The sequence below is a fragment of the Micromonospora halotolerans genome (assembly GCF_032108445.1).
GTDB lineage: Bacteria > Actinomycetota > Actinomycetes > Mycobacteriales > Micromonosporaceae > Micromonospora > Micromonospora halotolerans.
The window spans coordinates 5,769,054-5,781,344 of sequence record NZ_CP134876.1 but is presented as its reverse complement, the minus strand read 5'-3'; the positions used below and the strand labels follow the sequence as shown (position 1 = coordinate 5,781,344).

Here is a 12,291-nt window from a genome sequence, read left to right as displayed (position 1 = left end):
CGGGTGAACCGACGCCTGGTGCCCCACCCGGGACGGGCGGGGCACCAGGCGTCGGCTGGTGGTCAGGTCTGGTTGCCGGGCACGTTCTTGTAGTCCTTCGGGTTGGTCCCCTTCGGGTGCGGGTCCTTCTGCCGCTGGCCGCCGCCCTGGTTGGCGTTGGCCGAGCCACCGAGTTTCCGGATCATCTCACCCTTGTTCATCTGGTCGACGTTGCGCATTCCGGCGCGTTCCGCCTGCTTGCGCAGCTCACCGGTCTTCATCTGGGCGGGATCGCGGGCCATCGTTCCTCCTTCGGTCGGCGGACGAACGGGGACCCGGTCGGCGTCCGCCGGGTCGCCGGCCGATTGTGCCGGTGACGGCGTCGCCGCACCCTCTGGCCGCTGTCGTCCGTCTCGCCACTTTCTGGTGTGGCGGTTCGCGGTCCCGGCTCGCTTACCCGGCGATCGGCCGCACCAACGTCGGGCGTCGGTCCGGGCGGGTCCTCGATCAGCACCGCCCTCCGGGGACGGCGGGGGCGGTCTTTCCGTCGGCGCAAGAGCGGCGGACCACCGGCAGCACCAGTGGAGTGCCGGTCTCCGGGTCCTCGATGATCCGGCAGGGCAGGCCGAACACCTCCTCGACCAGCTCGGTGGTGACGATCCGTCGCGGGTCCCCGGCGGCGACCACCCGCCCGTCGCGCATGGCCACCAGGTGGGTGGCGTACCGGGCGGCCTGGTGCAGGTCGTGCAACACCGCCACCAGGGTGCGGCCCTGCTCCTCGTGCAGCCGGGCGCAGAGGTCCAGCACCTCGACCTGGTGGGCGATGTCCAGGTAGGTGGTCGGCTCGTCGAGCAGCAGCAGCGGCGTCTGCTGGGCCAGCGCCATGGCGATCCAGACCCGCTGCCGCTGCCCGCCGGACAGCTCGTCGACCGGCCGGTCGGCCAGGTCCGCCACGCCGGTGTCGGCCATCGCCCGGTCGACCACCCGTTCGTCCTCGCGGGACCACTGCCGCAGCAGGCCCTGGTGCGGGTAACGGCCGCGGGACACCAGCTCGGCCACCGTCAGCCCGTCCGGGGCCACCGCCGACTGCGGGAGCAGCCCGAGGGTACGGGCCACCTGGCGGGCCGGCCGGCGGTGGATGTCGGCGCCGTCGAGCAGCACCGTGCCCCGGGCCGGGCGCAGCAGCCGGGCCAGGGCGCGCAGCAGCGTCGACTTGCCGCACGCGTTCGGGCCGATGATCACGGTGAAGGACCCGTCGGGGACGGCGACCGTGAGGTCCTCGGCGACGGTGCGCCGGTCGTAGCCGAGGGTCAGCGCCTCGCCGACCAGCCGGGGGGTGTCGGGCCGCATCAGGGTTCCCTTCTCGTCGGGGCCGGTCATCGCCGGCCCCCGCGTTCGCCGGCGAGCAGCCAGGCCAGGTAGCCGCCGCCGAGCACGCCGGTGACCACGCCGACGGGCAGTTGCCGCCCGGCCACCGCGTGCTGGGCGAGCTGGTCGGCGGCGAGCAGCAGGGCCGCGCCGACGACCGCCGAGGGCAGCAGGTTCGGCCCGGGGGCGCGGGTGAGCCGCCGGGCCAGGTGCGGCGCGGTCAGCGCCAGGAACGACACCGGCCCGGCGGCCGCCGCGGCGACCGACACCAGCAGCACGGCCGAGCCGAGCGCGGCCGTCCGGACCCGGCGTACCGACACGCCGAGGCTGGCCGCGGAGTCGTCGCCCATCTCCAGCAGCCGCAGCGCGGGGGCGCGGGCGAGCAGCACGGCGGGCAGCAGCACCGCCAGCGCGCCGAGCACCGGCAGCGCGTTCGCCCAGCCCCGCCCGTCCAGGCTGCCGGTGATCCACAGGGCGGCGCGGGCGGCGTCCATGAGCGGGGCGCGGGTGAGCAGCCAGCCGTTGACGCCGGTGAGGACGGCGGTGACGCCGATGCCCACGAGCACGAGCCGGTGCCCGCCGACGCCGTGCCGGCCGGCCAGCGCGTAGAGCAGCAGGCCGGTGGCCAGTCCGCCGGCGGCCGCGGCTCCGGCCAGCGCGGCGCTGCCGCCGCCGGCCACCACCACGGTCAGCGCGCCGGTGGCCGCGCCGGAGGTGACCCCGAGCACGTCCGGGCTGCCCAGCGCGTTGCGGGTCAGGGACTGGAAGACCGCGCCGGCCAGCCCGAGGGCGGCGCCGGCCGCCAGGGCCGTGGAGAGCCGGGGCAGCCGCAGCTCGGTGACGATGAACCCGTCGGCGGGGCTGCCGCCGCCGGCCAGCACGCGCAGCACGTCGGCGGGGGCGATCGGGTAGTCGCCGGCGCCGACGGCCAGCACGGCGAGGGCGAGGGCGAGCAGCGTGCCGGCCAGGCCGACGACGAGGGCGCGGGGGCGCAGGCGCAGCGACAGCCCGCCGGGGAGGCGCAGCACGATCACAGCCGGCCCACCCGTCCGCGGCGGACCAGGTGCAGGAAGAGCGGCCCGCCGAGCACGGCGGTGACCAGGCCCACCTGGAGTTCGCCGGGGCGGCCCAGCAGCCGGCCGGCCACGTCGGCGGCGAGCAGCAGCACCGGCGCGAACACCGCGCACCAGGGCAGCAGCCGGCGGGGGTCGGGCCCGGTGAGGGCGCGCACGACGTGCGGGGCGAGCAACCCGACGAAGACGATCGGCCCGCAGGCGGCGGTGGCCGCACCGCAGAGCAGCGTGACGGCGACGATCACCGCGCCCCGGACCAGGCCGGGTCGGGCGCCGAGTGCCCGGGCGGAGTCGTCGCCGAGGGCCAGGGCGGCCAGCGGGCGGGTCACCAGCAGGGCGACCAGCAGCCCGGCCAGGACGAAGGGCAGCAGGCTCGGCACGGTGTCGGTGCGCGCCCCGGCGAGGGAGCCGACGGTCCAGAAGCGCATCCGCTCCAGCGAGGTGCTGTCGACCAGCATGACGGCGCTGACGTAGGAGTAGAGGGCCGCGTTGAGCGCCGCCCCGGCCAGGGCCAGCCGGGCCGGGGTGGCCTGCCGGCCGCCGGCGATCGTGTGCACGGCCACGGTGACGGCGGCGGCGCCGAGCAGCGCGTACCAGACCTGGTGGTCGAGGTCGGCGACGCCGAGCAGCACGGTGGCGGTGGCCACCGCGGCCGACGCGCCTGCGTTGATGCCGAGCAGGCCGGGGTCGGCCAGCGGGTTGCGGGTCAGCGTCTGCATGGCCGCGCCGGCGACGCCGAGCGCCGCGCCGGCGGCGAGGCCGAGCAGCGTGCGGGGCAACCGTCCCTGGCGCACCACGGCGTACTCGGGGGAGGCCGGGTCGGTGAGGCCGTGCCACACGTCGGCGAGGGAGAGCGGCTTGGCGCCGAGGGCGAGGCTGAGCACGGCCACCGCGGCGAGCAGCAGCACGCCGAAGGCGAGCCCGCCGGCCCGGAGCCGGCGGCGCCCGGGCGCGGGGGCGGCCACGGTGCCGCTTCGGGGTGGGGTGATGACGGTCAGCGTGGGCTCCGGGGGCAGGAAGAACCTTGACGGGAATGTGGGTTAGGTTAGCCTAACCTCGCTATCCATGGTCGTTCGCAGACCCGTATCGAAAGACTTCGCCATGCCCGACATCGTGTCCCGCCGCGGGCTCTCCCGCCGTGGCCTCCTCGCCGCCGCCGGCGCCGCCGGCCTCGGCGCCCTTCTCGCCGGCTGCGGCAAGGACGGCGGCGGCGCCGCCACCAGCGTCGGCCCGACCGGCGGCCCCTGGTCGTTCACCGACGACCGGCAGCAGAAGGTCGACGCCGCCGCCCGACCGTCCCGGATCGTCGCCTTCACCGGGGTGGCCGCCGCCCTGGTCGACTTCGGACTCGACAAGCAGATCGTCGGTGTGTTCGGCGAGACCAGGAAGGCCGACGGCAGCAAGGAGCCGCAGGCCGGCGACCTGAACGTCGAGCAGGTCGAGATCCTCGGCAACGCCTGGGGCGAGTTCAACCTGGAGAAGTACGCGGGGCTCCGCCCCGACCTGCTGGTCACCCACATGTACGACCCGGGCGCGCTCTGGTACGTCCCGGACGAGAGCAAGGCGAAGATCCTCCCGCTGGCGCCGAGCGTCGCCATCACCACCGCCCGCGTGCCGATGACCAAGCCGATCGAGCGGTACGCCGAACTCGCCGGCTCCCTCGGCGCGGACCTCGGCGCGAAGAAGGTCACCGACGCGAAGGCCCGGTTCACGGCCGCCGCCGACGCGGTGCGCCAGGCGGTCAAGGCGAACCCGGGGATCAAGGTGATGGCCGCCTCCGGCAGCCCGGACCTGTTCTACGTCTCCAACCCCAGGGTCAGCACCGACCTGATGTACTTCGCCGAACTCGGCGTCGACATCGTGGTGCCGACCAAGCTCGAACAGGGCGACTACTTCGAGGCGCTGAGCTGGGAGAACACCGGCAAGTTCCCGGCCGACCTGATCCTGCTCGACAACCGCCCCACCGCCCTGCAGCCGAAGGACCTCGCCGGCAAGCCCACCTGGGCGCAGCTGCCCGCCGTCAAGGCCAACCAGGTCACGCCGTGGGACGCGGTGCCCCGCTTCTCGTACGCCGGCGCCGCCCCACTGCTGGAGAACCTGGCCACCGCCATCCGGGGCGCGAAGAAGGTCACGGCGTGACCACCGCCGTCGCCCTGCGGTACCGGTTCTACGCCGCCCGGGTGGTCGCCACCCGGGCGGTGGGCGACTGCCCGGTCCGGGTCACCTTCGGCGGCGACGACCTCGGCGAGTTCGCCGGCGGCGGCCGGGACCAGAGCGTCTCGGTCTTCCTGCCGCACCCGGGCCAGGACACCCCGGTCGTCCCGGTCGAGGCGGGGGAGGACTGGTACGCGGCCTGGCGCGGCCTGGACCCGGCCGTCCGCGCCGTGATGCGCTCCTACACGATCCGCGCGCAGCGCCCCGAGGCCGGCGAGCTGGACATCGACTTCGTCCGGCACGGCGACACCGGACCGGCCACCCGCTGGGCCGGCCGGGCCCGCCCGGGCGACCGGGTGCTGCTGCTCGGCCCGGCCGTGCCCGACGAGCGCACCGTGCGCTTCCAGCCGCCCACCGGCGCCGACACCGTGCTGCTGGTCGCCGACGAGACCGCCCTGCCGGCCGTCGGCGGGATCCTCGACTGGCTGCCCGCCGGCACCCCGGTCCGGGCCTTCGTCGAGGTCCCCGCGGCCGGCGACATCCAGCCGCTGCCCAGCGCCGCCCGCGCCGAGGTGACCTGGCTGGTCCGGGGCGCGACCACACCGGGCGGCAGCCTGCTGGCCGACGCGCTGCGCGGTGCGCGGCTGCCCGGCGCCGCCCCGTACGCGTGGATCGCCGGCGAGGCCGGCATGGTCCGGGCGGTCCGGCGGCACCTGGTCGGCGAGCGCGGCCTGGACCGGCGCCGGGTCACCTTCGCCGGCTACTGGCGGCGCGGCGCGTCGGAGGAGGACCTCCGGGCCGAGGCCGCGAGCGCCTGAGCGGCCAGCCGGGACTACCGGAGCGCCGCCGGGGTAGAGGTGAGCGTGACCGCGTCCGGGCCGTACCGCCGGTGGCGCCCGGACCGCCGGGACGCGCCGTGACCACCGTGGTGGCCGTGGTCCGGCGGCACGCGCAGGAGGCGTACGAGCGGCTGCGCCGGTACTTCATCGTGGCCCTCCAGGCCGGACTGGCGGCCGGGTTGTCCTGGTACGTCGCGAACACCCTGCTGCACAACCCGCAGCCGCTGTTCGCGCCGGCCGCCGCGGTCGGCACCATCGCCGCGGCGATCGGCAACCGGGTACGCCGCACCGCCGAACTGCTCGGCGGGGTGATCCTCGGGGTGCTCGTCGGCGACCTGATCATCCAGGTGATCGGGAACGGGCCGGTGCAGACCGGGCTGGTCGTCGCGCTGGCCATCTCGGCGGCGGTGGTGTTCCGCGGCAGCGGGGCGGTGATGGTGCAGGCCGGCAGCACCGCCGTCCTGCTGGGCACCGTCGAGCCCAGCGGGCCGGACCTCGCGGTGCCGCGGACGGCCAACGCGCTGGTCGGCGGCGGGGTGGCCGTGGTGGTGGCGCTGCTCCTGCTGCCGCTGAATCCGGTCCGGGTGGTGCACCGCGCCGCCGGCGCCAGCCTCGACCTCTTCGCCCACCAGTTGACCGTCACCGCCGAGGCGCTCGCCGACGGCGACCCGGGACGGGCCGACGACGCGTTGCAGCGCCTGCAGTCCGCCGAGGCGGAGCGAAGACAGACCACCGAGATCGTCGCGGCGGCCGCCGAGGTGGCGTCGCTGTCCCCGTGGCGCTGGGGGCGCCGCTCCCAGCTGCGCCGCTACGAGCACGCCGCCACGCACCTGGAGCTGGCCTTCACCAACAGCCGCAACATGGTCCGCCGGGTGGTGGCGCTGCTCGAGGCCCGGGAGCCGGTCCCGGCCGACCTGCCGGCCGCCGTCGAGACCTTCGGGCAGGCGCTGCGGCTGCTGCACCGCGACTTCCTGGCCGGCCGGACCCCCGAGATCGCCCGATCCCAGGCGTTGCGCGCCGGCGAGGAGGCTCGCCAGGCCCGGGCCGCGGGGCTCGGCTTCTCCGGGACGATCGTCGCCTCGCAGGTCTGCATCGTGGTCGGCGAGCTGCTCCAGGCGTCCGGGCTGACCAAGCACGAGGCGGATCGGATGGCCGGGGTCTGAGCGGCGACCGGGCTCCCGCCACCGCCCAAACGACCGTTAAGCTCTGGGGGTGGGAACCGACGATCTGTACCCGGCCGAGCGGCTGGCCGCCGCACAGCGCGCCACCGCCGCCGCGGGCCTGGACGCGCTGCTGCTCACCCCCGGCTCCGACCTGCGCTACCTGACCGGCTACGACGCCCACGAGGGGGAGCGGCTCACCTGCCTGGTGCTCCCCGCCGAGGGCGAGCCCACCCTGATCGTGCCGGTGCTGGAACGCCCCGGCGCCGAGGCCGCGCCCGGCGCGGGCTACCGGATCGTCGACCACGCCGACGGCACCGACCCCTGGCCGCTGGTGCGGTCCGCGCTGCCCGGCCCCGCCGCCGCCGTCGGGTTGGCCGACCGGATGTGGGCCGAGCAGGTGCTCGCCCTGCGCGCCGCGCTGCCCGACGCGGCCCAGCGGCTCGCCTCCGAGGTGCTGCGCGAGCTGCGGATCCGCAAGTCGCCGGCCGAGGTGGCCGCCCTGGCCGAGGCGGGCGCCGCCATCGACGCGGTGCACCGGCGGATGGGGGAGTGGCTGCGCCCCGGCCGGACCGAGGCCGAGGTGGCCGCCGACATCGCCGCCGCCATCCGGACCGCCGGTCACGTCCGCGTCGACTTCGTCATCGTGGCCGCCGGCCCGAACGGCGCCAGCCCTCACCACCTGACCGGCGACCGGCCGATCCGGGCGGGCGAGCCGGTGGTGGTCGACATCGGCGGCACCATGCCGTCGGGCTACCGGTCCGACTGCACCCGCACCTACGTCGCGGGCGGTCCCGCCCCGGCCGAGTTCGTCGACTACTACGCGGTCCTGCACGAGGCGCAGCGCGCCGCCGTGGCGGCCGTCCGCCCGGGGGTGACCGCCGAGGCCCTCGACGCGGTGGCCCGGGGCATCATCACGGCCGCCGGTCACGGCGACGCGTTCCTGCACCGCACCGGCCACGGCATCGGCCTCGACACCCACGAGGACCCGTACGTCGTGGCCGGCAACCCCCGGCCCCTCGAGGCCGGCATGGCGTTCTCGGTCGAACCCGGGATCTACCTCGCCGGACGGCACGGTGCCCGGATCGAGGACATCGTCGTCTGCACGACGGACGGCGGGCAGCGGCTCAACACCACCCCCACGGAGCTCATCGCGCTATGACTGTCGACCGGATCCTCCCTACCGACGAGGCCCACGACCTGCTGGACCTCGCCACCGAACTCGCCGACCGGGAGCTCGCCCCCAGGGCCGCCGGCTTCGAGGAGCGCGCCGAGTTCCCCCGTGACGTGCTGCGCACCCTGGGCCGGGCCGGCCTGCTCGGCCTGCCGTACGCCGAGGAGCACGGCGGCGCCGCCCAGCCGTACGAGGTCTACCTCCAGGTGCTGGAGATCCTGGCCAGCCGCTGGCTCGCGGTCGCCGAGGCGGTCAGCGTGCACACCCTGTCCTGCTACCCGGTCGCCCAGTTCGGCACGGACGCGCAGCGCAAGCTGCTGCCCGACATGATCGGCGGCGAGCTGCTGGGGGCGTACTGCCTCTCGGAGCCGCAGGGTGGCTCCGACGCCGCGGCGCTGACCACGAAGGCGGTCCGCGACGGCGACGACTACGTGGTCTCCGGCACCAAGGCGTGGATCACCCACGCCCGGGTCGCCGACTTCTACAACATCTTCTGCCGCACCGGCGGCCCCGGCCCGAAGGGCATCTCCTGCCTGCTGGCCGACCGGAACACCCCCGGCATCCACCCGCAGGCCGCCGAGCGCACGATGGGCCTGCACGCCTCCCCGGTCGCCCAGATCGCCTTCGACGAGGCCCGGGTGCCGGCCGAGCGGCTCATCGGCGGCGAGGGGGCGGGCTTCATGATCGCCATGTCGGCGCTGGACTCGGGCCGGCTCGGCATCGCCGCCTGCGCGGTCGGCCTGGCGCAGGCCGCCATGGACTACGCCATCGGCTACGCCCGGGAGCGCCGGCAGTTCGGCCGGTCGATCATCGACTTCCAGGGGCTCGGGTTCGCCCTGGCCGACCACGCCACCCAGATCTCCGCGGCCCGCGCCCTGACCCTGGCCGCGGCCCGGCTGCGCGACGCGGGCCGGCCGTACTCGATCGAGGCGGCGAAGGCGAAGCTGTTCGCCACCGACATGGCCATGCGGGTGACCACCGACGCCGTGCAGGTGCTCGGCGGCGCCGGCTACGTCGCCGACCACCCGGTCGAGCGGTACATGCGCGAGGCGAAGGTGCTGCAGATCGTCGAGGGCACCAACCAGATCCAGCGGCTGGTCATCTCCCGGGCTCTCGCCAAGGGCTGATCGACGCGGTGCGCGACGCCCGGCCCGCGCAGCGTCACGGCGGCGGGCCGGGTGCGGCGTGGGAGCGCTTTTCCAGGTAGGTTGCACCGCGTGGAGGAGATCGACCGCGCCATCGTCGCCGCTCTGACCGGAGACGGTCGGCTGTCGTACACGGACCTGGCCGAGAAGGTGGGGCTGTCGGTGTCGGCCGTCCACCAGCGGGTCCGCCGGCTGGAGCAGCGCGGCGTCATCAAGGGGTACGCGGCCCGCGTCTCCTTCGAGGCGCTGGAGCTGCCGCTGACCGCCTTCGTGGCGATCCGGCCGTTCGACCCCTCGCAGCCGGACGACGCCCCGGAGCGGCTCGCCCACCTGCCGGAGATCGACTCGTGCTACTCCGTGGCGGGGGAGGACTTCTACCTGCTGCTGGTGCGGGTGGCCAGCCCGGCGGACCTGGAGCGGGTGCTGCAGGAGATCCGGACGGCGGCGAACGTCACCACCCGGACGACCGTGGTGCTCTCCACACCGTACGAGCATCGGCCGCCGAAGGTCGGCCCGGATCCGGTGGACCAGCACCGGCTCCGTGGCGTGCCGGCCGGGTCGGCGGGCTCGCAGCCGGGCTGACCCGCCCGAGGGCGCGAAGATCACCTTCGCCGCCGGCCCGCCCCGACGTGGGCCGGGTCACGGCAGGTGAGTGCGCGCGTGCGCCGGCGGGCGGCCGGGATCGGGGCGATCCGCGACCGTCCGCCTACGCTGTGAACCATCGTTCGCCGAGCCGCGAGGGCCCGGTGAACGGGTGAGCCAGTTGGAAAAGGAGTTGGCGTTGCGACAGAAGTTCCTGGCGACCGGCCGGGGTGGGGCGAGGCGGCTGTGGTGGACCAGCGCCTGGTCGGCGGGGAGCGGGCGATGACGGCGTCGAAGCCGGGCCGGTCCCGGTTCAGCGGATGGCTCGCGCAGGCGCGGGCGTCGGCCGTCGGTACGCGGCTGCCCGCCGCGGCGGTCGAGGTGGCGGCCCTGGCCGCCCTGCTGCTGGCGGCGGTGGGGAACTCCCGCCTCTGGGCGCTGCCCCCGGCCGTTCTCGCGCTCGCGCTGCTGGCCTGGACGTGGCGTGGCCGTGCGGCTGCCGGGACCGGCGTGGTGGGTCGCGTCCTCCTGCTCGCCGGCGCGTACCTGCTCGGCGCGGTGCACGGCAGTCTCGACCCGGCCCTGGCCGTCGGTGTGGCCGTCGCCGGCCTGGCGATCCTCACCGAGCCGCTGCTGGCCTCCGTGGCCGAGGCGGTCTACCCGGTCTCGGCCAACCTGCCCGGAATGGGCGCGCGGCCGGACCGCAGCCCCAACTCCGCCCGGGTGGCGCTGGTCAACGGCGCTGCCGTGCTCGCGGCACTGGTCTGCGCGTTCACCGACCTCGTCGGGTGGATCGCGCTGGCGGTGGCGGCCGTGGCGCTCGGGTTGACCCTGTTCACCACGGTGCAGGCGCTGCGCAGGGTGCGGGCGCGGCGAAGCCGGGAGGCGAAACTCCTTGCCGCGCTGACCGCCTACGAGCCGGTCTTCCTCGTGCACTGGAACGCGCCTGCGGGCACCGCGTACCAACTGGCCATGTGGCTGCCCTACCTGGAGCGCCTGGGCCGGAAGTTCTTCGTGCTGGTGCGCAACCAGACGAACTTCCACGAGGTGGTGGGTCTCACCAAGGCGCCGGTGGTGCTGCGGATGGGGCTGAACCAGATCGACGACGTCATCGCCCCGTCGCTGCGGGCGGCGTTCTACGTCAACACCGCGACGATGAACAACCACGTCATCCGGTACACGAACCTGAAGCACATCCAGCTCAACCACGGCGACAGCGACAAGGTGCCAAGCCACAACCCGGTCTTCCGGATCTACGACAAGAACTTCGTCGCCGGGCAGGCCGCGATCGACCGGTTCGCGGCCAACGGCGTGAACATGCCGGCGGAGATGTTCAGCATCGTGGGGCGCCCTCAGGTGGAGAACGTCGCCATCGCCACCCAGCCGATCGCCTCGATCGCCAACCCCCGGGTCCTGTACGCCCCGACGTGGGCCGGCTTCTACGCCGACTCCAACTACTCGTCGCTGCTGGTCGGCTACGACATCGTGAAGGCGCTCGTCGCCCGCGGGTGCAGCGTCGTGTTCCGGCCGCACCCGTACAGCCGGCGGTCCCCGGCGTTGTCCCGGGAGTGCGACCGGATCCGGACGCTGCTGGCCGACGACCGGCGGACCAACGGGCGGCCGCACGTGTTCGGCGCCGAGGCCGAGGTGTCGATGACGGTCGCGGACTGCTTCAACGCCTCCGACGCGATGGTGTCGGACGTGTCGAGCGTGGTGGCGGACTACCTGTACTCGGAAAAGCCCTTCGTCATGGTCGCCGTCTCGGTGCCGGCGGCCCGGTTCCCGGAGGCGTTCCCGCTCGCGCGGGCGGCCTACGTGATCGACGCCCACGGCGGCCGGCTGCAGGGACTCGACGCCGTCCTTGACGACTTCCTCGGCGACGACCCGCTGGCCACGGCCCGCCGCGACCTCAAGAAGTACTACCTCGGGGACATCCCGGCGGACCGGTACGCGCAGCGCTTCCTCGACGAGGCCGCGCGTTACCTCTGACCGCGAGCGGCATGGGCCCACCATCGGCTCCGGTTCGGCGGGGACGCTGAACCGGAGCCGATCGTCGTGCGGCCCCGGCCCGCTCTCCGTCGCGGCTGGCGTCCACGCCGCTCAGCGGGTCAGTGCCGGGCGGCCCGGTCGGCGTCGGCCCCGCCGGTCTGCGGAACCGGCTGGTTCCAGCGCAGGATGACCCGCCGGCTGTGCTCGTGGCCGAGCACGCTGAGGGTGGCGGTGTCCAGCCGCAGCAGCCCGCCCGCGGACGGGGGGAGGCCGATCCAGCGCGCGCCGAGCACCCGCAGGCTGTGCGCGTGGCCGACCAGCGCGACGCTGCCCCGTTCCAGCAGCGGCGCCACCCGGTCGAGCACCCGGTCGAGCCGGGCGCCGACCTCGGCGGGGGACTCCCCGTCGGGGCAGCCGTCGGTCCAGATGTTCCACCGGGGGTTCTCCTCGTGGATGTCCACGGTGGTGCGCCCCTCGTAGGCGCCGTAGTTCCACTCGGCCAGGTCGGGGTCGATGGCGTCGACGGTGAGCCCGGCCAGGTGCGCGGTGCGGGTCGCGCGCTGCCGGGGGCTGGACAGCACCCGGACGAAGCGCCGGCCGGCGAGCGCCACGGCGAGCGCCTGGGACTGCCGCTCGCCGTCGGGGGTCAGCTCCAGGTCGGTGTACGAGGTGTGCCGGCGGCTGGCGCTCCAGGTGGTCTCGCCGTGCCGGATCAGCAGGATCTCGCTCACCCGCCCAGTCAACCACGCTCGGGCCGTCGGGGTCGGTTGGCGCTGGAACCTATCTTCCTAGGATGCCTTACGGGGTGTGTGCTCGCACACGGCGTTT

At 75.1% G+C, this 12,291-nt stretch carries 12 protein-coding genes; 7 read left to right on the top strand and 5 right to left on the bottom strand.

Translation table 11 applies throughout. The features are described from left to right. Nucleotides 1-62: 62 nt before the first annotated feature. The 4 genes from RMN56_RS27300 to RMN56_RS27285 form a co-directional block, all read right to left on the bottom strand. Nucleotides 63-281, bottom strand: coding sequence for a hypothetical protein (locus RMN56_RS27300; RefSeq protein WP_313720513.1), 219 nt, complete (start codon nucleotides 279-281; stop codon nucleotides 63-65). Between the two features lie 205 nt (nucleotides 282-486). Continuing rightward, nucleotides 487-1,329 (bottom strand): ABC transporter ATP-binding protein, encoded by an 843-nt coding sequence (locus tag RMN56_RS27295; RefSeq protein WP_313724873.1) that lies wholly within the window; start codon nucleotides 1,327-1,329, stop codon nucleotides 487-489. Between the two features lie 26 nt (nucleotides 1,330-1,355). Continuing rightward, a complete protein-coding gene (locus tag RMN56_RS27290; RefSeq protein ID WP_313720512.1) occupies nucleotides 1,356-2,381 on the bottom strand; it encodes a FecCD family ABC transporter permease in 1,026 nt (341 codons plus the stop codon). Then, nucleotides 2,378-3,385 (bottom strand): FecCD family ABC transporter permease, encoded by a 1,008-nt coding sequence (locus tag RMN56_RS27285; protein ID WP_313720511.1) that lies wholly within the window; start codon nucleotides 3,383-3,385, stop codon nucleotides 2,378-2,380. Before RMN56_RS27285 ends, RMN56_RS27290 begins: the two co-directional genes overlap by 4 nt. Nucleotides 3,386-3,521: 136 nt before the next feature. On the opposite strand from RMN56_RS27285, the gene RMN56_RS27280 reads away from it, so the two are divergent. The 7 genes from RMN56_RS27280 to RMN56_RS27250 all read left to right on the top strand — a co-directional run bounded on the left by RMN56_RS27280 (nucleotide 3,522) and on the right by RMN56_RS27250 (nucleotide 11,463). After that, a complete protein-coding gene (locus RMN56_RS27280) occupies nucleotides 3,522-4,559 on the top strand; it encodes an ABC transporter substrate-binding protein (protein ID WP_313720510.1) in 1,038 nt (345 codons plus the stop codon). Further along, nucleotides 4,556-5,392 carry a siderophore-interacting protein gene (locus tag RMN56_RS27275; RefSeq protein ID WP_313720509.1) on the top strand — a complete coding sequence of 279 codons (837 nt, stop codon included), beginning with the start codon at nucleotides 4,556-4,558 and terminating at the stop codon, nucleotides 5,390-5,392. The genes RMN56_RS27280 and RMN56_RS27275 overlap by 4 nt, the downstream gene beginning before the upstream one ends. Before the next feature lie 98 nt (nucleotides 5,393-5,490). Continuing rightward, a complete protein-coding gene (locus tag RMN56_RS27270; RefSeq protein WP_313720508.1) occupies nucleotides 5,491-6,576 on the top strand; it encodes an FUSC family protein in 1,086 nt (361 codons plus the stop codon). A gap of 43 nt (nucleotides 6,577-6,619) precedes the next feature. Next, on the top strand, nucleotides 6,620-7,735 hold the full coding sequence (locus RMN56_RS27265) for a M24 family metallopeptidase (protein WP_313724872.1): 1,116 nt from the start codon (nucleotides 6,620-6,622) through the stop codon (nucleotides 7,733-7,735). After that, complete coding sequence (locus RMN56_RS27260; protein ID WP_313720507.1) at nucleotides 7,732-8,874, top strand: acyl-CoA dehydrogenase family protein; 1,143 nt, start codon at nucleotides 7,732-7,734, stop codon at nucleotides 8,872-8,874. Before RMN56_RS27265 ends, RMN56_RS27260 begins: the two co-directional genes overlap by 4 nt. 90 nt (nucleotides 8,875-8,964) lie before the next feature. After that, the gene (locus RMN56_RS27255) at nucleotides 8,965-9,474 is read left to right on the top strand and encodes an Lrp/AsnC family transcriptional regulator (protein WP_313720506.1); all 510 of its coding nucleotides are present in this window, start codon (nucleotides 8,965-8,967) and stop codon (nucleotides 9,472-9,474) included. Between the two features lie 249 nt (nucleotides 9,475-9,723). Then, nucleotides 9,724-11,463 (top strand): CDP-glycerol glycerophosphotransferase family protein, encoded by a 1,740-nt coding sequence (locus RMN56_RS27250; RefSeq protein ID WP_313720504.1) that lies wholly within the window; start codon nucleotides 9,724-9,726, stop codon nucleotides 11,461-11,463. Between the two features lie 119 nt (nucleotides 11,464-11,582). On the opposite strand, the gene RMN56_RS27245 is transcribed toward RMN56_RS27250, so the two are convergent. After that, nucleotides 11,583-12,194: a histidine phosphatase family protein gene (locus RMN56_RS27245; protein ID WP_313720502.1), complete on the bottom strand. Its 612-nt coding sequence runs from the start codon at nucleotides 12,192-12,194 to the stop codon at nucleotides 11,583-11,585. Between the last annotated feature and the right edge of the window lie 97 nt (nucleotides 12,195-12,291).